Annotated in this window: 21 protein-coding genes; 4 read left to right on the forward strand and 17 right to left on the reverse strand. The window is 49.1% G+C overall.

The annotated features are described in order from the left end of the window. Positions 1-45 precede the first annotated feature (45 nt). The 8 genes from hisIE to V1501_RS18430 are packed head-to-tail and all read right to left on the reverse strand — an operon-like array spanning position 46 to position 6541. Positions 46-702: a bifunctional phosphoribosyl-AMP cyclohydrolase/phosphoribosyl-ATP diphosphatase HisIE gene (gene hisIE / locus V1501_RS18395; RefSeq protein WP_409290324.1), complete on the reverse strand. Its 657-nt coding sequence runs from the start codon at positions 700-702 to the stop codon at positions 46-48. Next, a complete protein-coding gene (gene hisF / locus V1501_RS18400; RefSeq protein WP_409290325.1) occupies positions 699-1457 on the reverse strand; it encodes an imidazole glycerol phosphate synthase subunit HisF in 759 nt (252 codons plus the stop codon). The genes hisIE and hisF overlap by 4 nt, the downstream gene beginning before the upstream one ends. Further along, positions 1454-2188, reverse strand: a complete 735-nt coding sequence (gene hisA, locus V1501_RS18405; RefSeq protein WP_409290326.1) for a 1-(5-phosphoribosyl)-5-[(5-phosphoribosylamino)methylideneamino]imidazole-4-carboxamide isomerase — start codon at positions 2186-2188, stop codon at positions 1454-1456. Before hisA ends, hisF begins: the two co-directional genes overlap by 4 nt. Then, the gene (gene hisH, locus V1501_RS18410) at positions 2185-2817 is read right to left on the reverse strand and encodes an imidazole glycerol phosphate synthase subunit HisH (protein WP_409290327.1); all 633 of its coding nucleotides are present in this window, start codon (positions 2815-2817) and stop codon (positions 2185-2187) included. The genes hisA and hisH overlap by 4 nt, the downstream gene beginning before the upstream one ends. Beyond that, positions 2818-3405 (reverse strand): imidazoleglycerol-phosphate dehydratase HisB, encoded by a 588-nt coding sequence (gene hisB / locus V1501_RS18415; RefSeq protein ID WP_409290328.1) that lies wholly within the window; start codon positions 3403-3405, stop codon positions 2818-2820. It abuts the gene before it with no gap. A 46-nt stretch (positions 3406-3451) separates the two neighbouring features. Further along, positions 3452-4720 carry a histidinol dehydrogenase gene (hisD, locus tag V1501_RS18420; RefSeq protein WP_409290329.1) on the reverse strand — a complete coding sequence of 423 codons (1269 nt, stop codon included), beginning with the start codon at positions 4718-4720 and terminating at the stop codon, positions 3452-3454. Between the two features lie 25 nt (positions 4721-4745). Then, complete coding sequence (gene hisG, locus V1501_RS18425; protein ID WP_409290330.1) at positions 4746-5375, reverse strand: ATP phosphoribosyltransferase; 630 nt, start codon at positions 5373-5375, stop codon at positions 4746-4748. Beyond that, positions 5372-6541: an ATP phosphoribosyltransferase regulatory subunit gene (locus V1501_RS18430; RefSeq protein WP_409293452.1), complete on the reverse strand. Its 1170-nt coding sequence runs from the start codon at positions 6539-6541 to the stop codon at positions 5372-5374. Before V1501_RS18430 ends, hisG begins: the two co-directional genes overlap by 4 nt. 310 nt (positions 6542-6851) lie before the next feature. Here V1501_RS18430 and V1501_RS18435 point away from each other — a divergent pair, with 310 nt between their 5' ends. After that, positions 6852-6989: a hypothetical protein gene (locus tag V1501_RS18435; RefSeq protein WP_409290331.1), complete on the forward strand. Its 138-nt coding sequence runs from the start codon at positions 6852-6854 to the stop codon at positions 6987-6989. Positions 6990-7362: 373 nt separating this feature from the next. Here V1501_RS18435 and V1501_RS18440 read toward each other — a convergent pair whose 3' ends face one another. From V1501_RS18440 to hprK, 5 genes are read right to left on the reverse strand one after another with little or no spacing between them, the layout of a single operon-like run. Then, complete coding sequence (locus V1501_RS18440) at positions 7363-7881, reverse strand: acyltransferase (protein WP_409290332.1); 519 nt, start codon at positions 7879-7881, stop codon at positions 7363-7365. After that, positions 7878-8537, reverse strand: a complete 660-nt coding sequence (ppaX, locus tag V1501_RS18445; RefSeq protein ID WP_409290333.1) for a pyrophosphatase PpaX — start codon at positions 8535-8537, stop codon at positions 7878-7880. The genes V1501_RS18440 and ppaX overlap by 4 nt, the downstream gene beginning before the upstream one ends. Continuing rightward, positions 8524-9477 carry a nucleoside recognition domain-containing protein gene (locus V1501_RS18450; RefSeq protein ID WP_409290334.1) on the reverse strand — a complete coding sequence of 318 codons (954 nt, stop codon included), beginning with the start codon at positions 9475-9477 and terminating at the stop codon, positions 8524-8526. The genes ppaX and V1501_RS18450 overlap by 14 nt, the downstream gene beginning before the upstream one ends. 23 nt (positions 9478-9500) lie before the next feature. Next, on the reverse strand, positions 9501-10322 hold the full coding sequence (gene lgt, locus V1501_RS18455) for a prolipoprotein diacylglyceryl transferase (RefSeq protein WP_409290335.1): 822 nt from the start codon (positions 10320-10322) through the stop codon (positions 9501-9503). Between the two features lie 37 nt (positions 10323-10359). Next, positions 10360-11298, reverse strand: coding sequence for an HPr(Ser) kinase/phosphatase (gene hprK / locus V1501_RS18460; protein ID WP_409290336.1), 939 nt, complete (start codon positions 11296-11298; stop codon positions 10360-10362). 313 nt (positions 11299-11611) lie between these two features. Here hprK and nagA point away from each other — a divergent pair, with 313 nt between their 5' ends. The 3 genes from nagA (at position 11612) to V1501_RS18475 (ending at position 14487) form a co-directional block, all read left to right on the forward strand. Then, positions 11612-12805, forward strand: a complete 1194-nt coding sequence (nagA, locus tag V1501_RS18465) for an N-acetylglucosamine-6-phosphate deacetylase (protein ID WP_409290337.1) — start codon at positions 11612-11614, stop codon at positions 12803-12805. 16 nt (positions 12806-12821) lie between these two features. Continuing rightward, the gene (nagB, locus tag V1501_RS18470; RefSeq protein ID WP_409290338.1) at positions 12822-13565 is read left to right on the forward strand and encodes a glucosamine-6-phosphate deaminase; all 744 of its coding nucleotides are present in this window, start codon (positions 12822-12824) and stop codon (positions 13563-13565) included. A 184-nt stretch (positions 13566-13749) separates the two neighbouring features. Beyond that, on the forward strand, positions 13750-14487 hold the full coding sequence (locus V1501_RS18475; RefSeq protein ID WP_409290339.1) for an N-acetylmuramoyl-L-alanine amidase: 738 nt from the start codon (positions 13750-13752) through the stop codon (positions 14485-14487). 69 nt (positions 14488-14556) lie between these two features. Here the strand turns inward: V1501_RS18475 and V1501_RS18480 are convergent, their stop codons facing one another. The 4 genes from V1501_RS18480 to uvrA all read right to left on the reverse strand — a co-directional run bounded on the left by V1501_RS18480 (position 14557) and on the right by uvrA (position 19636). Next, positions 14557-14913: a phage holin family protein gene (locus V1501_RS18480; RefSeq protein WP_409290340.1), complete on the reverse strand. Its 357-nt coding sequence runs from the start codon at positions 14911-14913 to the stop codon at positions 14557-14559. A gap of 26 nt (positions 14914-14939) precedes the next feature. Beyond that, positions 14940-16055 carry a DUF4097 family beta strand repeat-containing protein gene (locus V1501_RS18485; protein ID WP_409290341.1) on the reverse strand — a complete coding sequence of 372 codons (1116 nt, stop codon included), beginning with the start codon at positions 16053-16055 and terminating at the stop codon, positions 14940-14942. A 25-nt stretch (positions 16056-16080) separates the two neighbouring features. Then, the gene (locus V1501_RS18490; protein WP_409290342.1) at positions 16081-16386 is read right to left on the reverse strand and encodes a DUF4870 domain-containing protein; all 306 of its coding nucleotides are present in this window, start codon (positions 16384-16386) and stop codon (positions 16081-16083) included. Positions 16387-16756: 370 nt separating this feature from the next. After that, positions 16757-19636, reverse strand: coding sequence for an excinuclease ABC subunit UvrA (gene uvrA, locus V1501_RS18495; RefSeq protein ID WP_409290343.1), 2880 nt, complete (start codon positions 19634-19636; stop codon positions 16757-16759). Between the last annotated feature and the right edge of the window lie 4 nt (positions 19637-19640).

Consider the following 19640-nt stretch of genomic DNA (forward strand, 5'->3'; position numbering starts at 1 on the left):
GGAAATGGGGACCCCCCTCTTGGGGGATCGAATCCCATTTCCCAATTATTTCCCGGAGGCATGTCTTTCTTTGAGGACTTTCATTACTTCCTGGAAGGGGAGTTTTTGCTCACGCAGCAGGACGAGCACATGGAAAAACAGGTCTGCGGTTTCCCATTTCAGTTCTTCGTGGTCCCTGTTCTTCGCGGCTATAATCACTTCTGCTGATTCCTCGCCTACTTTTTTGAGGATCTTATCCACACCTTTTTCGAAAAGATAAGTGCTATATGATCCTTCCGGCCGCTCCTTCTCTCTCTGCTCCAGCAGCTCCTCGAGCTCCAGGAGGAAATCAGCTGAAGGCTTACCCCCTTCATCGGTACGATCTTCCTGTCCTCCAGCATCCGTTAATAGCAGGCTGTTCGAAAAGCAGCTGGCGGCGCCTGTATGGCAGGCGGGACCAGCCGGTTCAACAAGCACTACCAGGGCATCGCTGTCACAATCCCATTTAATTTCCTGGATTCTTTGTGTATTTCCGCTCGTGGCTCCCTTATGCCAGAGCTCCTGCCGTGAACGGCTGTAAAACCAAGTTTCCTTTGATTCAATCGAAAAATTCAGCGATTCTTTATTCATATAAGCCAGGGTCAGCACTTCTTTTGTCCGGTAATCCTGCACGATGGCCGGCAGCAAGCCGTTTTCATCAAACTTCAGTTCATCTATGTTCATCGTACGTTCACTCCCCGCTCATTAAGATACGTTTTTACTTCCATGACCGATGTTTCCTTATAGTGAAAGATGGATGCAGCCAGTGCCGCATCAGCGAAGCCCTCCTGGAAGGCCCCATAAAAATGCTCCGCATTTCCGGCACCGCCTGAAGCAATGACCGGCACACTCACAGCCTTGCTGACAGCGCCGGTCAGTTCGATATTGAAGCCTTTCTTCTCGCCATCGCTATCCATGCTCGTCAGGAGGATTTCACCTGCACCGAGCCTCACAGCTTCCTGTGCCCATTCCACTGCTGTCTTATCGGTCTTTTTCCGGCCTCCATGTGTATACACAATCCAGGTTCCTGAATCGCTGTCGAATTTGGCATCGATTGCAACAACCATGCACTGAGTCCCGAAAAACCTCGCTCCCTCTGAAATCAAGGCCGGGTTCAGCACAGCGGCAGTGTTAAGCGACACTTTATCGGCACCAGCCCGCAAAATTCTTTTCATGTCTTCAAGTGAATTGATCCCGCCTCCGACGGTAAAGGGAATGGCGAGGGATGCGGCGACGCTTTTCACCACCTCCACCATTGTTTTCCTGCCTTCATGGGAAGCCGATATATCGAGGAATACCAATTCATCCGCTCCTTCACGGTCATAAAAGGCCGCAAGCTCTACCGGATCGCCGGCATCCCTCAAGCCTAAGAACTGAATTCCCTTCACGACCCGTCCCTCTTTTACATCCAGACAGGGGATGATGCGCTTTGTAATCATCCCTCCACCTCTTCCAGGGCTTCAGCTACATTGAATACACCGGTATAGAGTGCTTTTCCGACAATTGCACCTGTCACACCGGCATCAGCCATTCCGGAAATCTTCCTGATGTCTGCAAGACTGCTTACCCCCCCTGATGCAATAACGCTTCGGCCGGTGGCTTCCGCCATACGTGCTGTAAGGTCAAAATTCGGTCCTGAGAGCATCCCGTCTGTGGCAATATCGGTAAAAATGAACGTCTCTGCCCCCGCATCAGCCAGCGCCTTTCCAAGCTCCACTGCGCTGACAGTCGAAGTCTGAAGCCAGCCGTGCGTTGCTGCCATGCCGTCCTTGGCATCAATGCCGATAGCTATGGACCCGCCATATTTTTTCAGCATGGCTCTTGTGAAGCCTATATCGGAAACAGCCACACTTCCGAGAATTACCCGCTTTACCCCGTTTTCCAAATAACGGGCGATATCCTCTTCTGTCCGGATGCCGCCTCCTACCTGGATGCTGGCACTCAGCATTTTGGCAGCCTGAATCACAGACCCGGCATTTACCGGCAGGCCGGTTTTGGCACCGTCAAGGTCCACCATATGTATCCAGTCCGCCCCCTGGTCTGCAAAACTTTTTGCCATGTCTTCCGGGGAATCTCCATAAACCGTTTCCTTGCTGTAATCCCCCTGCAGGAGCCGCACACATTTTCCGCCAAGCATATCTATCGCTGGATATATCGTAAAAGAGCTCATAGGGCCACCTTGCTTTCTGAAAGATTAATAAAATTGCGAAGGAGGGCCATCCCCATCCGCCCGCTTTTTTCAGGATGGAACTGCATGCCCATTACGTTGTTGCGGGAAACGACTGCCGGAACTTCTTCGCCATACTCTGCACTGGCGTTGATGATTGCAGCGTCTGTCACCGCAAAATAGGAATGCACAAAATACACATAGTCTTCTGTTATCCCGTCAAATAACGGAGAGGGAACGTGGAATTTCAATCTGTTCCAGCCCATATGAGGTACTTTATAAGCCGTTCCGGCAGCATCCTGTCCGGGAAAATGCTTAATTCTTCCCGGCAGCAGGGCCAGTCCCTCTGAAAAGCCATGCTCCTCGCTGCTTTCAAATAACAGCTGCATGCCAAGGCAGATTCCGAGGAAAGGGCGCCCGCTCAGCGCATAATCCCTTAAAAAAGGGATCAGACCAAGAGAATCCAGCCCATTCATGGCATCTTTAAAGGCACCTACCCCTGGCAGTATGAGCGCTCGGGCTTCATTCAGCTCACCAGGATCAGAGGAAATGAAATATTCCGCTCCCAGGCGTTCCAGTGCCTTGCTGACACTGAATAAATTGCCCATTCCGTAGTCTACAATGCCGATCATTTATAACATCCCTTTCGTTGAAGGAACTCCTTTGATTCTTGGATCAATAGTCGTTGCCTCATCTAATGCCCGTGCGAGCGCCTTAAAAATGGCTTCTATTATATGATGGGTATTGCTGCCGTAATGGACGATCACATGGAGATTCATCCTGGTTTCAAGCGCAAGCTTCCACAGGAATTCATGCACCAGCTCCGTATCAAAAGTCCCCACCTTCTGGGAAGGGAAATCAGCACGAATTTCAAGGTGCGGCCGGTTGCTGAGATCCACCACTACCTGTGCCAGCGCCTCATCCATTGGAACAAAAGCATTGCCATACCGCTTGATGCCGCGTTTATCCCCAAGCGACTCAGAAAGTGCCTGTCCGAGGCAGATGGCAATATCCTCGGTAGTATGATGATCATCCACCTCAATATCGCCCTTTGCATCCACAATCAAATTGAACTGCCCATGCTTTGCAAACAAATCCAGCATATGCGTCAGAAAAGGAACCCCCGTCTCAAGCGACGAAAGACCCTCCCCGTCAATCCCAAACTCCAGCTTAATATCCGTCTCATTCGTCTTCCGCTCAACCCTCGCTATCCTATCCATCCAACTAACCTCCTGATCTTTTGGGGGACTATCCCCTATTTCCCGATTATTTCCCGAACCTTGCCTCGACTGCCCTGGCGTGTGCTTCGAGACCTTCAAGCCTGGCGAACCCGGCAATTTTTGATGCATTTTCCTTCAGTGCCTGCCTGCTGTACATGATGATACTTGATTTCTTTTGGAAGTCCTCGACACTCAGTGGACTTGAGAATCTGGAGGTGCCGTTGGTAGGAAGCACATGATTCGGTCCGGCGAAATAATCTCCGACCGGTTCAGAACTGTACCTGCCAAGGAAAATGGCACCGGCATGCCTGATCTTTCCTAGAAGCTCCATCGGATTTTCCGTCATGACCTCCAGGTGTTCGGGGGCAATTTCATTCATTGCGGCCAATGCAGCCTCCATTGAATCTGCTATATAGATTCTGCCATAATCCTCAATTGACCTTCTCGCAATGCCTTCCTTCGGGAGCTGAGAGAGCTGTTCCTCCACTTCCCTTGCGACTTCCTGTGCAAGCCTTCTGGATGTGGTGATCAAAACACTGCTTGCCCGCTCATCATGCTCAGCCTGGGAAAGCAAATCAGCCGCCGCCTCTGACGCGACTGCTGAATCATCCGCCAGGATGGCAATCTCGCTTGGCCCGGCTATCATGTCAATGTCCACATCGCCAAATACCTCACGCTTTGCCAGTGCCACAAAAATGTTTCCCGGTCCGACAATTTTATCAACCGCCTGAATGGATTCAGTTCCATACGCAAGGGCAGCCACCGCCTGGGCGCCTCCTGCCTTATATATTTCATCCACACCGGCAATGCTTGCCGCAGCCAGCACCCCTGCTGGGATGGCGCCTTCCCTGTCAGGAGGGGTCACCATCACGATCCGCTTTACGCCGGCCGCTTTTGCCGGCAGTACATTCATCAAAACTGAGGATGGATAAGCCGCTTTTCCGCCTGGAACATAAACACCGACAGAATCGAGCGGCGTAACTTTCTGGCCAAGCATTGTACCCTGCTCATCGGTTGTCATCCAGGAGTTTTGAAGCTGCTTCCTATGAAAGGAATCAATATTGCCAGCCGCTTCTTTCATAACCTCCAGCAGCTCTGCTGGAACCTCTTTTCTGGCTGACTCAATTTCCTCAGGAGTTACCTTCATGCTGTCCAGGCTGGCTCCGTCAAATTTACGGGTCCAATCCAGTACTGCACTGTCACCGCCCGTCCGGACGCTTTCAATGATTTCACGGACAGCCTTCCGCTGCTCATCCGTCCCGCTGTCCACCGATCGTTTCAGCGATATGTTATCTCCCAGCTTTTCTATCTGCATCTTCCCCACCCTTTTCCAAAAACTGTTATTCGCCGATTACCTCCGCCAGCCTGTGGACCATCTCCGAAATCTCCTCTTCCTTCAGCCGGTAGCTTGCCCGATTGGCAATGAGGCGTGAGGTGATATCCGCTATCCGCTCGAATTCAACTAGACCATTTTCCTTTAGAGTCTGTCCTGTCGAGACAATATCGACGATCCTCTCTGCAAGGCCGATCAGCGGCGCCAGCTCAATGGACCCATTTAATTTTATGATTTCCACTTGTTCACCCTGCTCCCTGAAAAAGTGAGAGGCGACATTCGGGTATTTGGTGGCTATCTTGGGTGCCGCTTCATTGATTAACGAGCTGGGCATGCCAGCAACCGCGAGATAGCATTGGCTGATCCGCAGGTCAAGAAGCTCGTACACATCCGGATCTTCCTCAAGCAGCACATCCTTTCCCGCAATGCCGATATCCGCAACTCCCTGCTCCACATATGTAGCCACATCCATGGGCTTTGCCAGCATGAACCGAAGCCGCTCTTCCTCAAGATCGATGATCAGTTTCCGGGATTCCTCAAATTCATCAGGCAGGGAGTAGCCTGCCTGCCTGAGCAGCTTCAATGCTTCTTCAAAAATCCGTCCTTTTGGCATAGCAATTGTCAACATATCCTTCATCGCGTGACACCCCTTCCAGAAGCGCCAATAAAGTAATGCACGTCCTTATAATTTTTCGTAAAGGCATCCAGGTCCTTCACGCCATTGATATCCTGCAGCACGACTCTTTTTCCTTCTGTCCTCTGTTTCTCTGCAAACTCCAGCGCCTCCCGTTTCCTCTCGGGCGTGAACAGAGTACATTCAATGGCTGCCGATTCCAATAGAGGTCCCATCGCCTCCGTCAGCCGGTCCAGCCGCAGGGCAAAGCCTGTTGCCGGTGCCCCGCTCCCGAATTTCTGCAGCAAACTGTCATAGCGGCCGCCGTTGCCGACCGGGAAGTTGGTGCCTTCTGTATATACCTCGAACACGAGCCCGGAATAATAGCTCATCGGATTCATCAGGGCCAGGTCTAGGCGAACATACTCTGCTGCCCCATATTCCTCAAGCTGGCTGTACAGCTGCGAAAGCTCCTGAAGCTTATCGGAGCCCCTTCCATTTTCAAGAAGGGAAGCAGCCTGCTCCAGCACATTCTTAGGCCCCTTCAGCCTAAGGATATCTGTAAGCCTCCTTTTATCCATATTCGGGAGTTCAAGGGAGGCAATATGCTCACTGTAGCCGGCATAATTCCGATCTATCAGGAACCGTGAGAGCTGATCCACCCGCTCCTCACGCCCAAGGATATCCAGCATGAGCTGCTGAATGAAGCCGATGTGGCCGATGGACACCTGGAATTTATTAAAGCCCGCTTTTTTCAGGGAAGAAATCAACAGGCTGATGACTTCTGAATCCGCGCTGATCGTTCCGTCCCCGATATTCTCAATCCCAATCTGCTCAAACTCTGCCGCCCGTCCTCCTTCTTTCTGCTGGGCTCTGTAGACATTCGCTGAGTACGCGCTCCGGACAGGCACCTGCTGCTTCAGGAGCTTGGATGCCGCCACCCTGGCAATCGGTGCAGTCATATCAGGCCTGAGGACAACTGTGTCGCCCTGCTGATCAAGCAGCTTGAACATTTGCTGATTCTGGATAGATGACGCCTCCCCGATTGTTTCATAATATTCAAGGGCAGGAGTTTCTAAAAATTGATAGCCCCATGCCTCGAATTCATTTGATATCGCTAGGCGCACTTTCTTTTTGCGTTCATATAGTAAAGGAAGGGAATCTCTCATCCCAACCGGCTTCTCGAACATAAACAGCTTTGGCAAATTGATACACATCCTCTTTGTCAGCGATAAATCATAAAATAATCAAAATCCTTTAGTTTGCTAATGTGCTAATAAAGTAAAGTTTACTCCCTGCTCCTTTTCCCGTCAAGAAAAAGCTCTGGGAAATAATCGGGATTGGGGGACTGTCGCCCATTTCCAGGAATTAAGGCTACTCCTTCCAAAAAATAAAATCAGGTTTAGTTGTAACCTTCCACGGGTATAAACCTCTTAAACATAAAAGGTAGTTTTGGACTATTTTTTTACAATAAAATTGAAATGTAATGGAGATATGAATATGAGTACAGAACAAAAACAGGAAGCATTTGCTGAAATATTAAAGAAAGCCTATGATGCCTCAAGCGGGGAGGCCATTTCCCTTAAGGAGATTATGACCACACTCGAAGGTGATTTAACTCAGTTGATCAATGAATAAGGTTCCTTTCAGCATTAAGCTGCTCGCACTAACTGGATTGGCTGAGAAGAAAAGATATGCTTTTTAAGCAAAAAACCGGCCCTTGCCTATAAGGCAAGTCCGGTTTTTTTCATTTGAAATAATTTTAAGCGCAGTATAACTTCCTGTCTACCGGTCTGTTTAGTCAAATTGCATAAAGGCACATTTATAATATTTGGTTCCTGTTCTTTCCCCCCATTGCTGAAGGTGTCACTAGAACAACCCTGATCCCTATCGATCATGTAGATAAAACGGGCAGCGGAGATGAAGATGTATATTATAATACGCATCGTATCTCCTGCGGAAAAATTCCTTCCTATATATCAAAATAACTTCTCTTATAAGAGGGGCTCACTTATTTTTCATTTTCCTCGGATCTGGCCGAAAGCTCTTCCTTCGTATAGATTATCCGCATCGGATTCCCGCCGGCAAATACTCCTGGGGGCACATCCTTATGAACCAGCGTTCCGGCAGAGACGATAGCTCCGTCCCCGACGGTTACACCGGGAAGGATGGTGGTATTGGCGCCAATCATTACTTCGTCCCCGATGATAACCTCACCGAGTCTATATTCCTTAATTAAATATTCATGTGCCAGTATGGTGGTATTATAGCCAATCACTGTGTTCCTGCCCACTTTTATCTTTTCAGGAAACATCACATCAAGCATCACCATCAGCGCAAACGATGTCTGCGGGCCGATATCCATCCTGAGGAATGTCCGGTATAGCCAATTTTTCAGAGATAGAAAAGGAGTATATCTAGCCAGCTGAATAACGATGAAGTTTTTTACTACCTTCCAGAAAGGGACCGTTTTGTACACATGCCAAAGTGAATTGGCGCCCTCTACGGGATGACGGGTAGTACGCCTCATTGTTTCCCCTCTTTTTCAAGGATGGAGAGCAGGTCGGACATATGCTCCAGCATATAATCCGGCTCAAATTGATCCAGATGGTCCCTGCCCTTTGCCGTCCAGGCAACGCCTGCCGTACGTGTGCCGGCATTCTTGCCGCCGAGGATGTCATGATGATTGTCTCCCACCATAAGGGCTTCTTCAGGCTTTGAACCCAGAATTTCCAGTGCTTTCATTAATGGCTCCGGGTCAGGCTTTGCACGTTCAACATCATCAAGCCCAATGACGATATCAAAGAAACGGTCCAATCGGGTGACTTTAAGGCCCCTTAGGACAGTATCATGCATTTTAGTAGAAACAATGGCCATTTTATAGCCTTCCTTGTGCAGCGTTTCGACCGTTTCATAGACTCCTTCAAATTCTTTTACCAGAATGTCATGGTTGGCAAGATTATGCTCCCTGTACTTTGCCACCATTTCGTCAGCCCTCAGCTCATCCAGCTGCGAAAAGGATTCATAAAGGGGAGGGCCCATAAACTGCAGCACATCCTCCTCTTTATATTTTTCAGGAAAGTAGATGTTCAGGGTATTAATAAAAGAAGCAATGATCAAATCATTTGTGTTGATCAAGGTTCCGTCCAAATCAAACAATAAAGTGTTAATCCTAGATGTGTTCATATGAGGCTTCCTTTCTGGCATTTACAGTGTCTGACCTCTTCCAGAGAGAAGAGATGATCATCGTTAAAATGAAGGCAGTGGCTACCCTGATCAGCAGAAGCGGCCAGACCGGGATGCCGAGCGGCACAAAGATCAGCGTGTCCTCGACCACCGCGTGGCAGGCGACGAGGAATATGAAGGCGAGAGTGGCGTCCTTCCTGCTCACCCCGTCCTCCTGCACCGCCTGGATCATCACGCCGGCGCCATATGCCAGCCCAAGAACAAGACCTGAGGCCATCGTCATGGACGCATTCTTATTCATGCCGAGCAGCTTCATCAGAGGCCCCAGCATTTCCGAAAATTTCTCAAGCCATTTGAGCTCTTTCAGGATTTGGATCACGATCATAAGCGGAATGACAATGATGGCCAGTTTCATGATTCCCAGCAGGGCGGTTTCCACACCATTCAGAAGGATCGGCCATGCTCCGGAGATTTCAGCGCTTCCCCTGTTAAGGGAGGCATATCGCGCCAGTTCCCCTCCCCCGCTCCAAACGGCATTGATCACTATGGCTGACAGGAAGGCAAGCCCGATCCGGACTGTCAGAATCACCCAGAGCCTGACTCCAACCTTCAGGGCGACGCTTGTCTCAATGAGGAGATTATGGCTGAATGAAAGCATAACAGCGATGATGAAGACTTCCTTGACTGTAAGATCAAGCGACAGAATTCCTCCTATCCCGGCATACAGGTTCAGGAGATTTCCCAGCACAAGCGGGATGGCCGCCTCGCCCCTAAGCCCGAGAACCTTCATAAGAGGTGAAATGATGTTCACAATCCAGCCCAGGATGGGAGTATATTGAATGATTGATACGATCAAAGTAACAGGAAAGATTACCCTGCCAAGTGTCCAGGTTGTCTTGAGGCCGGACAGGAGGCCTCTCTTTAACATGCCAGCAAACAAAACTTGTCCTCCTCCAGCTTATGCTAGTTCTCTGTTTCTAAATATTTCTTATCCGCTTTCCCGCTCAGCCTGCGATAGAAAAAGAGGGCCAGCGCAATGATGATCAGCGTCAGCGAAAGGACCTGGGCCATGCGCAGGCCGTTGCCGAGCAGCAGGCTGTCTGTTCTCATGCCTTCAATAAAGAAGCGTCCGATCGAATACCAGATCAGGTATGTAAGGAACAGCTCTCCCCGCCTTACTTTCCTTACCCTTCGCAGAATCATCAGCAGAGCAAATCCCGCAAAATTCCATAGGGATTCATACAGGAATGTAGGCTGGTAATAGGCCCCGTCAATATACATTTGATCGATGATGAATCTTGGAAGATGAAGATTTTCCAAATAGCTTCTCGTCACTTCCCCGCCGTGTGCTTCCTGATTGATGAAATTACCCCAGCGGCCGATCGCCTGACCGAGGATCAGGCTTGGTGCTGCAATATCAGCGACTTTCCAGAAGGAAATCTTCTTGATCCTTGTAAAAATATAGGCAGTGAGCACGGAGCCGATCAAGGCTCCATGGATGGCTATGCCGCCTTCCCATATTTTAAAGATGGATCCCGGCCTGTCGGCATAGTACTCCCACTCGAATGCCACATAATAAATCCTCGCACAGATGATTGCAACAGGAACTGCATACAAAATCAAATCCAGGAATGTATCCTTTGACAATCCGCGGCGCTCGGATTCCCTCATGGCAATCAGGAGTCCGAGGAGGACGCCGGCACCGATGATGATTCCGTACCAGTGAACAGCTATCGGCCCCAGCTTAAAAGCAATCCGGCTGATTGGCTCTATTGAATTTTCCATTCTCATTTCCCTCTTTCTCTAAAAGCGTTCCGCTTCTTTATACCTCGTCACTGTGGTCGCCTTCCATAATAACGTCAGCGAGCTTGCTTGTGAATTGCTGTGCTGCGTTATAGCCCATGCGCTTAAGCCTGAAATTCATGGCAGCCACTTCAATGATGACAGCAAGGTTCCGGCCAGGGCGAACCGGTACAATCAGCTTCGTTATGTCTGTATCCAGGATGCGGATCTTTTCTTCATCCAGCCCGAGCCTGTCATACTGCTTGGTTTTTTCCCACAGCTCCAGGTTGATCACGAGTGAAATCCGCTTGTAGTTTCGGACGGCCCCCGCCCCAAAGAGCGTCATGACATTAATGATTCCAAGCCCCCGGATTTCCAGGAGATTCTGAAGCAGTTCCGGGGAATTGCCCACAAGCGTGTCCTCATCCTCCTGGCGGATCTCCACACAATCATCCGCTACCAGACGGTGTCCCCGCTTAACGAGCTCCAGGGCTGTTTCACTTTTACCGACCCCGCTTTTTCCGGTGATTAAAACACCTACACCATAAATATCAATCAATACGCCATGTACAGCTGTTGTCGGGGCCAGTTTGAATTCCAGATAATTTGTCAGCCTGCTGAACAGCCTGGTTGTCTTCGCAGCAGATCTCAGAACAGGTACAGATTCCCTTTCCGAGGCTTCGATGAGATATTCAGGAATCTCCTGCCCCCGGGTCACAATGATACACGGAGTCTGATCATTACACAGTGCCTCAAGCCGCTGCTTTTGTTCCGGGGAGCTCAGTTTTTCGTAGAATTCCATTTCAGACATGCCCAGCAGCTGGACACGCTCAGCAGGATAATAATCGAAAAAACCAGCCATCTCAAGGCCCGGCCTGGAAAGATCGCTTGTTACTATCGGCCGGTTAATGCCCTCCTCGCCGCTGATCAGCTCCAGATTGAATTTTTCTATAATATCTTTCGTACGCACTTTAGCCAAAAAAAACTCCTCCTTTAGGAGACCATAAATTGATTCAAAATTTTCGTTCTTTATATTGTAGCATTTTTTTAATTGGAAACCTATCGGCTAATTCCGGAGTCAGGCAGGCTTCATTACACAGATTTTACAATAACCATCCTATTTGACAGCAGCACGGGTAAAAGTTTTATCAAGGGAATGACGAGAGACTGAGCTTGTCTCCATACGGGCAGGCTATTTTCTTATATAATAATACTCGACAACCCTGCATCATTTAAATTTTAGGACGCATCAGGGTACAATAGATATATAACCAAAACAGGAGGTCGATGTCTTGGGCTCAGCATCCATATTAATTAAAAACACAGGGATTTACCTGGAGTCAGGCTTTATAAATGACGGCTGGCTTTTAATAGAGAATGGTAAAATTGCAGAATTCGGCACAGAGATACCAGCTTCTGTTTCAGATCAGGCAGAAGTCATTTCAGCAGCACCGGGCTCTTTCCTCATACCCGGCTTTATCGACGGCCATATCCATGGCGCGGGCGGGGCAGATACGATGGATGCCACACCAGAAGCCATAAGAACCATGGCAGGCGTTCTTCCGGCAGAAGGAACAACGAGCTTCCTGGCCACCACCATCACCCAGGAAAAAGGGGCAATCGATACCGCTGTCCGGAACGCGGGGAGCTATATCAGGGAACACTCCCGGCCAGGTGAAGCAGAAGTGCTCGGAATTCATCTCGAAGGCCCGTTCATTAATCCTTCAAAAAAAGGGGCACAGCCGGAAACCTATATCCTTGATCCGGATCTCGAGCTTTTCAAGGAATGGCAGAACATATCAGGCAATGCCATAAAGCTTGTCACCACTGCCCCTGAACAGCCGGGCGGCCTGCCCTTTATCACCTATTTAAATGAAACGGGTGTGATCGCTTCAATGGGTCATACAGATGCCACTTACGAGCAAATGGAAGCAGCTGTCCGTGCAGGTGCCAGACAGGTGACACATTTATTCAACGGCATGCGCGGACTTCACCACCGGGAACCAGGAACAGCCGGCGCTGCCATCCTGCTGAAAGAACTGAAAGCAGAAGTGATTGCAGACGGCTTCCATATCCGCCCTGAAATGATCAAACTGGCAGTGAACGCCAAAGGAAAGGATGGAATCATCCTCATCACCGATTCTATGCGGGCCAAATGTCTGCATGCCGGAAAATATGACCTGGGCGGCCAGGAAGTGACCGTGAGCGGCGGCCAGGCTCTCCTCGAAGACGGTACCCTTGCAGGGAGCATCCTGAAGATGTTTGACGGCGTGAAAAATATGCAGTCCTTCACTGGAATGAATCTCGCTGACGCCGTCCAGCTGGCATCTGAGAATCCAGCGAAACAGCTTGGCGTTTTCGACAGAAAAGGAAGCATTGCGAAAGGAAAGGATGCAGACTTAGTCCTGGTGAGTGCTGATATGAACATAATCATGACCTTCTGCCGCGGAGTCCCGGGATATAAATCAAGTACGGAAAATTTCTAGGAGTGAGGTGGCCATAATGGAAATACGATTGATCAAGGCAGCAAATTATGAGGAAATGAGCAGGCTCGCAGCCAAAGAAGTCATAGGGCTGGTTAAGGAAAATCCAGAGGCTGTTCTTGGACTGGCTACAGGGAGCACTCCGGTCGGTTTGTATGAAGAGCTTGTCAACGATCACAGGAACAATGCAACCAGCTACAAGAGGATCCGCACTGTGAATCTGGATGAGTATGCAGGCATCAGCCAGGATGATTCCAACAGCTACTACACATTCATGCGCAGCCATCTTTTCAGCCAGATTGACATTGACGAAAAGAACACGCACATTCCAAACGGGGAGGCGGAAAGCCTGCCGCAAGAATGCCGCAGATATGAGGAGCTCATTGAGAGCCTGGGGGGAGTGGACCTGCAGGTTTTGGGGATAGGCGTAAACGGTCACATCGGTTTTAATGAGCCTGGAACCTCATTTGACTCAGGTGTCCATGTCGAGCAGCTGGACCAAAGTACAAGAAAAGCAAATTCCCGTTTTTTTGACAGTCTGGATGCTGTTCCCGGCGAAGCCGTTACCATGGGAATCGGAAACATCCTGAAAAGCAGGAGAATCCTCCTCCTTGCCTCCGGTTCTTCGAAGGCCGATGCGATAAAGCAGCTGCTGGAAGGCTCTGTGAGCGAGGCTTTTCCGGCTTCTGTCCTTAAGAACCATCCCGACGTGACGCTGATTGCAGACCGAGACGCCCTGAAGTCTATAGAATCCTGCGTATAAATGATTGTCCCATAAAGGCCCTTTTCGGCAATAACGCATTCAAACAGGATGCCGCAGCCGGGAACTGACTTTGGCCCGGGACAGTCTTCTTTTTATACCTCCGCCTTTTTCCAATCAGAAAGACCCTTTTCTCTCTTTCACTCATATATTAATAGTGGACAAGTTAATAGAAAATGGAGGTTTTATGATGAAAATTATGCTGGATGCCGGGCATGGATATAACACTCCCGGCCAGAGAAGTCCGGACGGAATGAAAGAGTACGAATTCAACAGGGCCGTCGCCCTTCAGGCCAGAAGCATGCTATTAAACTACCAGGGAGTCACCGTCTACTTTGCCCATTCGGATAAAAACGATGTACCTCTGATTCAGCGGACTGATTTTGCCAATTCTCTCGCCGTGGACGTGTATGTATCCATCCACGCCAATGCCTTTGGAAACGGCAGCGATTGGACAGAAGCAGAAGGCATAGAGACTTTTGTTCATCCATCGAGACCCGCGGAAGCCCTGGAGCTGGCTCAAAAGGTTCAGGCTCTTTTGGCAGCCAAAACCGGGCTGAGTGACCGCGGCGTAAAAACCGCCGATTTTCATGTACTGCGGGAAAGCTCTATGACCGCCATCCTTCTGGAGGCTGGATTTATGACCAATAAAGAAGAAATCAAGCTCCTTCGCTCAGAATTTTATCGTAAAACCGTAGCAGAAGCCATTGTAAAAGCGCTGGTTCAGCAATATAAGCTGAAACACAAGGAATCAGCTTCCGAAAGTCTTACGAAAACTTCAGAACAGAGCAGCCCCGGCCTTCCGGATCATTCAGAGCCTTCTGTGCTTTATAGAGTGCAGGCAGGTGCATTCAAGGACCGGAAGCAGGCCGAAAAGCTGGCTGCCCGGCTTAAGAAAGCCGGTTATGAAGCTTTCATTTTTTAGCTCCCCTTTTGCTTGTATAGGAAAAGCCTGGGTCAGTTCCGATATTGCGGAACTGACCCAGGCTTTTATTTATGTCTTCTTTAACATGTGACTGACCGCCATATTCAGCAGTGCCATTACAAAGGCGGCGACTAAGGCGGTTCCGAAGCCCGCCAGTTCAAACGACGAACCCATGAACCAATCGGTGAGCATGAGTGTAACCGCATTGATCACAAGAACGAACAAACCGAGTGTAACGAGCGTAACCGGCAGTGTTAGCAGGATCAATACCGGCTTCACGAACACATTCAGCAGTGCGAGCAGAACACTTGCCCCGAGTGCAGCCGTGAATCCAGATACATAGACACCGTTAAGGTATTTAGCCAGAAGTACAAACAACAGTGCATTAAGAAGCAAATTCCCAAGCCATTTCAATGTTTCTTCCATCCTTCCGAACTTTTCAAAACAAAACTCTATTCTCTTCCTCTGCTGATCGAAATGGAGCCTGACATAGACTCAGCGAGCACGAACATTTTCTGTTCCGAAAGCTCATGGGCCTTAAACCGGAGAATCTTCTTACCGACTTCGCTTTTCTCCTCGACCACATCAATTCCGCCTAGATTCACATGAAAGCTTCCCAGATTCGTCTTCAGGTCACCATCAATCGGCGTCCCCTCCGGCAGGTAAATGTGAATGCTGCTTGCCGTTGTTTTAGCATGAACCCTTTTACAGTCTTTATTGTTGATCCTGCAGCTGATTTCTCCGCTGAACGAGTGAAGTCCGGCTTTTTCACAGCTGCCGGTTATATCAATGGAACCGTTTATGGTTTCGGCTTCAAGATTTCGGAGGTGCGCCTCCTCAAGATGGATCTGGCCATTCGCCGTTTCCAGTTCCGCAGCCCCGCCATCCAAACGGATAAGCGTCAGTTTTCCGTTTGCTGTCTTGGCCTTCAGCTCATTCACCTGCAGCTTTTCCCCGTAGAAGGAACCGTTGAATAACCTGATTTTAATTTTTTCATATATTGTATCCGGCACATAAATTTTCGCGTTAATCTTCATCCATTTCTGGCTGTTGGTGAATTGAAATTCGCCGTTCTCCACAGTGAATATCGTATCTCTCATAAACAGTCCAACCGCTTCCGATTGTTCTTTAGCACGATACACTTTCGCCTTGCACTCCACCCGCACTTCCGCGCTGCCCCAGGGAATCAAATCTACCTGCCCATTTGCAACATCCACCAATATCGATGAAAAGGCTGCATCTTGCTGCTGAAAGATATACGACACATCAAGGCTGCTGCCAAAGTTAAAATCCAGGTCGGAATCTTTAATTTTAGTCAGAGCCATGTCTACAAAATCAAAAAGTTTATCCTTCGCCGCCATAACCTTATAATTCAAAGAATCTTGTTTTGCCTGACTTCCCGGATTGATTCCGCTGCCCGCTGAACCCTTCTCCAGGCTGCTGGATAACTGGAGCTTTTTTTCTTCTTTGCCCTCTTTTTCAAGAAGCTCCAGTAAATTTAAAGCTTCGGCAGCTGAAAGCTTCCCTTGTTCAACCATCTCCAGAACACGTTTCTTTTCTTCCTTCATACCGAACCCTCCTCCAGTCTGTCTGCTATTGCAATACTTTTATACCTTTAACAATATTCCAGATCACCATAATAAAGCACAAGAAAGCATAAAACGCCAAACCTAAAATAAAGAAAAACGGCAGGCCGGAAAATCCAAACAAGTCTCCCGCCAGACCTGCTATTATGAACACTACTCCAACGAAGGGAATCAAATGGGAAAGCAGAGCCTTTTTCGCATTATCCCGTACAAAAAGATCGTCAGATACAAAATAAATCACAATAGGCAGAAGAAACGGGGCAAAAAACACACTAAAATAACTCAATGACGATAAAAGTTTGCTTACATTCATCAGCATAATCTCCCTTGTACAAGCCCAAGGACGGACTTAAATCTATATTTATTTGTACGTTTTTCTTCTTGAAAAGTTTCAAATAACACGGTGATTCATTCGACAAAGCCTCCGACAAGGTTTTTATGCCGCCTTCGTTTCATTTCCCCGGAAATAGTGAGGTCGGGACCCTATTAATCAAGCGCTTGATTAATAGGGTTTCGACAATTTCCTATGAAAACCTGCAGCCTTGCATCATTGGGATAGAAGCCTTCTTGGATCAAAACCGTTATAGATTCTACGCTCCCCCCGGGCATTCACCAGCCATCAGCATTTCCCCATATCCGAGCTATATAAAAAAGCAAGCCGGGTTTCCGGCTTGCTTTTCCACTTACCCTTGGACATGCTGTTTTTCTTTCTGTTCAACCAGCTTTTCCATTCGCGATCTATCACGCTCAAGAATCGGGCGAAGATATTTCCCTGTATAAGACTCCTTGACTTCAGCGATTTGTTCCGGTGTCCCGGAAGCTAGAACGGTGCCTCCCTTGTCTCCCCCTTCAGGACCCAGGTCGACGATAAAATCGGCTGCCTTGATCACATCGAGGTTATGCTCGATGACAAGCACAGTGTCCCCATTGTCTACAAGACGCTGCAGGACGACCAGCAGACGTGAAATATCGTCCACATGAAGACCGGTAGTCGGCTCGTCAAGAATATAGAAGGAACGGCCTGTCGAGCGGCGGTGAAGCTCAGAAGCAAGCTTCACACGCTGCGCTTCTCCACCGGAAAGCGTTGTAGCCGGCTGCCCGAGTTTGACGTAGCCAAGGCCGACATCGTAAATCGTCTGAAGCTTCCGGCTGATTTTCGGGATATTCTCAAAGAATTCAAGAGAATCCTCTACAGTCATATCCAGCACATCTGAAATATTCTTGCCTTTATATTTCACTTCGAGTGTTTCACGGTTATAGCGTTTGCCATGGCATACTTCACAAGGAACATATACGTCCGGCAGGAAGTGCATCTCGATTTTAATGATGCCGTCTCCGCGGCAGGCCTCACAGCGGCCGCCTTTCACATTGAAACTGAAGCGCCCTTTCTTATAGCCGCGCACCTTGGCTTCATTCGTGGAAGCATAAACATCACGGATATCATCAAATACACCTGTATATGTGGCTGGATTGGACCGGGGAGTACGCCCGATGGGTGACTGATCAATATCAATGACCTTATCCAGATAATCAATCCCCTTGATTTCCCGGTGCGCACCCGGCCGGCTTTTCGCCTTATGAAGTCTTTGTGCCAGTGCTTTGTGGAGAATCTCATTGATTAATGTACTTTTCCCTGATCCGGAAACCCCGGTGACGGAGATGAACGTACCAAGCGGGAATTTTGCACTTACATTTTTCAGGTTATTTTCCTTTGCACCTTTTATTTCTATATAGCGTCCATCCGGCTTCCTTCGTTCCAGCGGAAGCGGTATGAATTTTTTACCTGATAGATATTGGCCTGTCAGTGAGTTCGGATCAGCCATCACTTCTTCAGGAGTCCCGGCAGAAACGATGTTTCCGCCGTGCACTCCCGCACCTGGTCCAACATCAATCAAATAATCGGCGGCAAACATGGTGTCTTCATCGTGCTCTACAACAATCAGGGTGTTTCCGATATCCCTCATATCCTGCAGGGTTCCGATAAGGCGGTCATTATCCCGCTGATGCAGGCCGATCGACGGCTCATCAAGTATATAAAGTACGCCTGTCAGCCGGGAGCCGATCTGGGTGGCAAGCCTGATCCGCTGTGCCTCACCGCCTGAAAGAGTGCCTGCCGCCCTGCTTAATGTCAGATACTCCAGGCCGACATTCGCCAGGAAGCCGAGCCTTTCATTGATTTCCCTGAGGATCAGCCGGGCAATCTGCTCCTCTTTCGGAGTCAGGTTCAGGGAGCTGAAGAAATCGAGTGCCTCTTCAATCGACTGGCTGGTCACTTCACCGATATGCCTGTTCTGGATCAGGACAGCAAGTGTTTCCTTTTTAAGCCTGTAGCCCTTGCATGCAGGGCAGTTATGCTGGCCCATGTATTTCTCCATCTGCTCCCTTATATAATCAGAGCTGGTTTCCTTATAGCGGCGTTCAACGTTTTTTATGACGCCTTCAAATTTAATGTAATTCTCGCGCACCTGGCCAAAATCATTTTTATAACGGAAATAGATTTTGTCTGTCTTGGAGCCGTACAGGATCTTTTCCAGCTGGTTGGACGGCAGGTCTTTCACTGGGATATCCATATCAATGCCATAATGATCGGCAACAGCCTCAAGCAGCTGGGGGTAATATTGAGAACTGGTCGGCTCCCAGGGAGCAACTGCGTGCTTCCGGAGAGACAGATCCCTAACCGGGATGACGAGTTCCTCATCCACTTCCAGCTTGGAGCCCAGGCCGTCACAATCCGGACAGGCGCCGAACGGGCTGTTGAAAGAAAACATCCGCGGCTCGAGTTCACCAATGGAAAAGCCGCAGATTGGACATGCATGATGCTCGCTGAACAGAAGCTCTTCGTCACCGATCACGTCGACGATGACTTTTCCGTCCCCAAGTTTCAGAGCACTTTCGATAGAGTCCGCAAGCCTTCCCTGAATTCCTTCCTTTACGACGATCCGGTCTACGATTACCTCGATGGAGTGCTTCTTATTCTTTTCAAGCTCAATCTCATCACCGACATCATACATTTCACCATCGACCCTCACACGCACATAGCCCTGCTTTTTAATATCCTCAAGGACTTTGGCATGAGTTCCCTTGCGGCCGGAGACGACAGGTGCGAGCACCTGCATCTTCGTCCTCTCCGGATACTGAAGCACCCGGTCCACCATCTGCTCGATGGTCTGGGAACTGATTTCTATATTGTGGATCGGGCACACAGGACGCCCAACCCTCGCAAAAAGGAGACGCAGGTAGTCATAGATTTCTGTTACCGTACCGACCGTGGAGCGCGGGTTCTTGCTGGTTGTTTTTTGATCAATGGAGATGGCCGGTGACAGCCCCTCGATTGCGTCCACATCCGGCTTATCCATCTGTCCCAGGAATTGCCGCGCATAGGCAGACAGTGATTCAACGTACCTCCTCTGGCCTTCGGCGTATACCGTATCAAAGGCCAGGGAGGACTTCCCGGAGCCCGACAGCCCGGTAAGCACAACAAGCTTGTCTCTCGGAATGGTGACATCGATATTTTTTAAATTGTGGGCCCTGGCTCCTTTTACGACAATTTTATCCATAGCCATTTTC

Source organism: Paraperibacillus esterisolvens, from assembly GCF_046237625.1.
GTDB lineage: Bacteria > Bacillota > Bacilli > Bacillales > DSM-1321 > Paraperibacillus > Paraperibacillus esterisolvens.

Bases quoted from the DNA above. Each gene is read 5' to 3' on its own strand.
- hisIE (WP_409290324.1), bottom strand. From the start codon at position 702: ATGAACATAGATGAACTGAAGTTTGATGAAAACGGCTTGCTGCCGGCC.
- hisF (WP_409290325.1), bottom strand. From the start codon at position 1,457: ATGATTACAAAGCGCATCATCCCCTGTCTGGATGTAAAAGAGGGACGG.
- hisA (WP_409290326.1), bottom strand. From the start codon at position 2,188: ATGAGCTCTTTTACGATATATCCAGCGATAGATATGCTTGGCGGAAAA.
- hisH (WP_409290327.1), bottom strand. From the start codon at position 2,817: ATGATCGGCATTGTAGACTACGGAATGGGCAATTTATTCAGTGTCAGC.
- hisB (WP_409290328.1), bottom strand. From the start codon at position 3,405: ATGGATAGGATAGCGAGGGTTGAGCGGAAGACGAATGAGACGGATATT.
- hisD (WP_409290329.1), bottom strand. From the start codon at position 4,720: ATGCAGATAGAAAAGCTGGGAGATAACATATCGCTGAAACGATCGGTG.
- hisG (WP_409290330.1), bottom strand. From the start codon at position 5,375: ATGAAGGATATGTTGACAATTGCTATGCCAAAAGGACGGATTTTTGAA.
- V1501_RS18430 (WP_409293452.1), bottom strand. From the start codon at position 6,541: ATGTTCGAGAAGCCGGTTGGGATGAGAGATTCCCTTCCTTTACTATAT.
- V1501_RS18435 (WP_409290331.1), top strand. From the start codon at position 6,852: ATGAGTACAGAACAAAAACAGGAAGCATTTGCTGAAATATTAAAGAAA.
- V1501_RS18440 (WP_409290332.1), bottom strand. From the start codon at position 7,881: ATGAGGCGTACTACCCGTCATCCCGTAGAGGGCGCCAATTCACTTTGG.
- ppaX (WP_409290333.1), bottom strand. From the start codon at position 8,537: ATGAACACATCTAGGATTAACACTTTATTGTTTGATTTGGACGGAACC.
- lgt (WP_409290335.1), bottom strand. From the start codon at position 10,322: ATGGAAAATTCAATAGAGCCAATCAGCCGGATTGCTTTTAAGCTGGGG.
- nagB (WP_409290338.1), top strand. From the start codon at position 12,822: ATGGAAATACGATTGATCAAGGCAGCAAATTATGAGGAAATGAGCAGG.
- V1501_RS18475 (WP_409290339.1), top strand. From the start codon at position 13,750: ATGATGAAAATTATGCTGGATGCCGGGCATGGATATAACACTCCCGGC.
- V1501_RS18480 (WP_409290340.1), bottom strand. From the start codon at position 14,913: ATGGAAGAAACATTGAAATGGCTTGGGAATTTGCTTCTTAATGCACTG.
- V1501_RS18485 (WP_409290341.1), bottom strand. From the start codon at position 16,055: ATGAAGGAAGAAAAGAAACGTGTTCTGGAGATGGTTGAACAAGGGAAG.
- V1501_RS18490 (WP_409290342.1), bottom strand. From the start codon at position 16,386: ATGAATGTAAGCAAACTTTTATCGTCATTGAGTTATTTTAGTGTGTTT.
- uvrA (WP_409290343.1), bottom strand. From the start codon at position 19,636: ATGGCTATGGATAAAATTGTCGTAAAAGGAGCCAGGGCCCACAATTTA.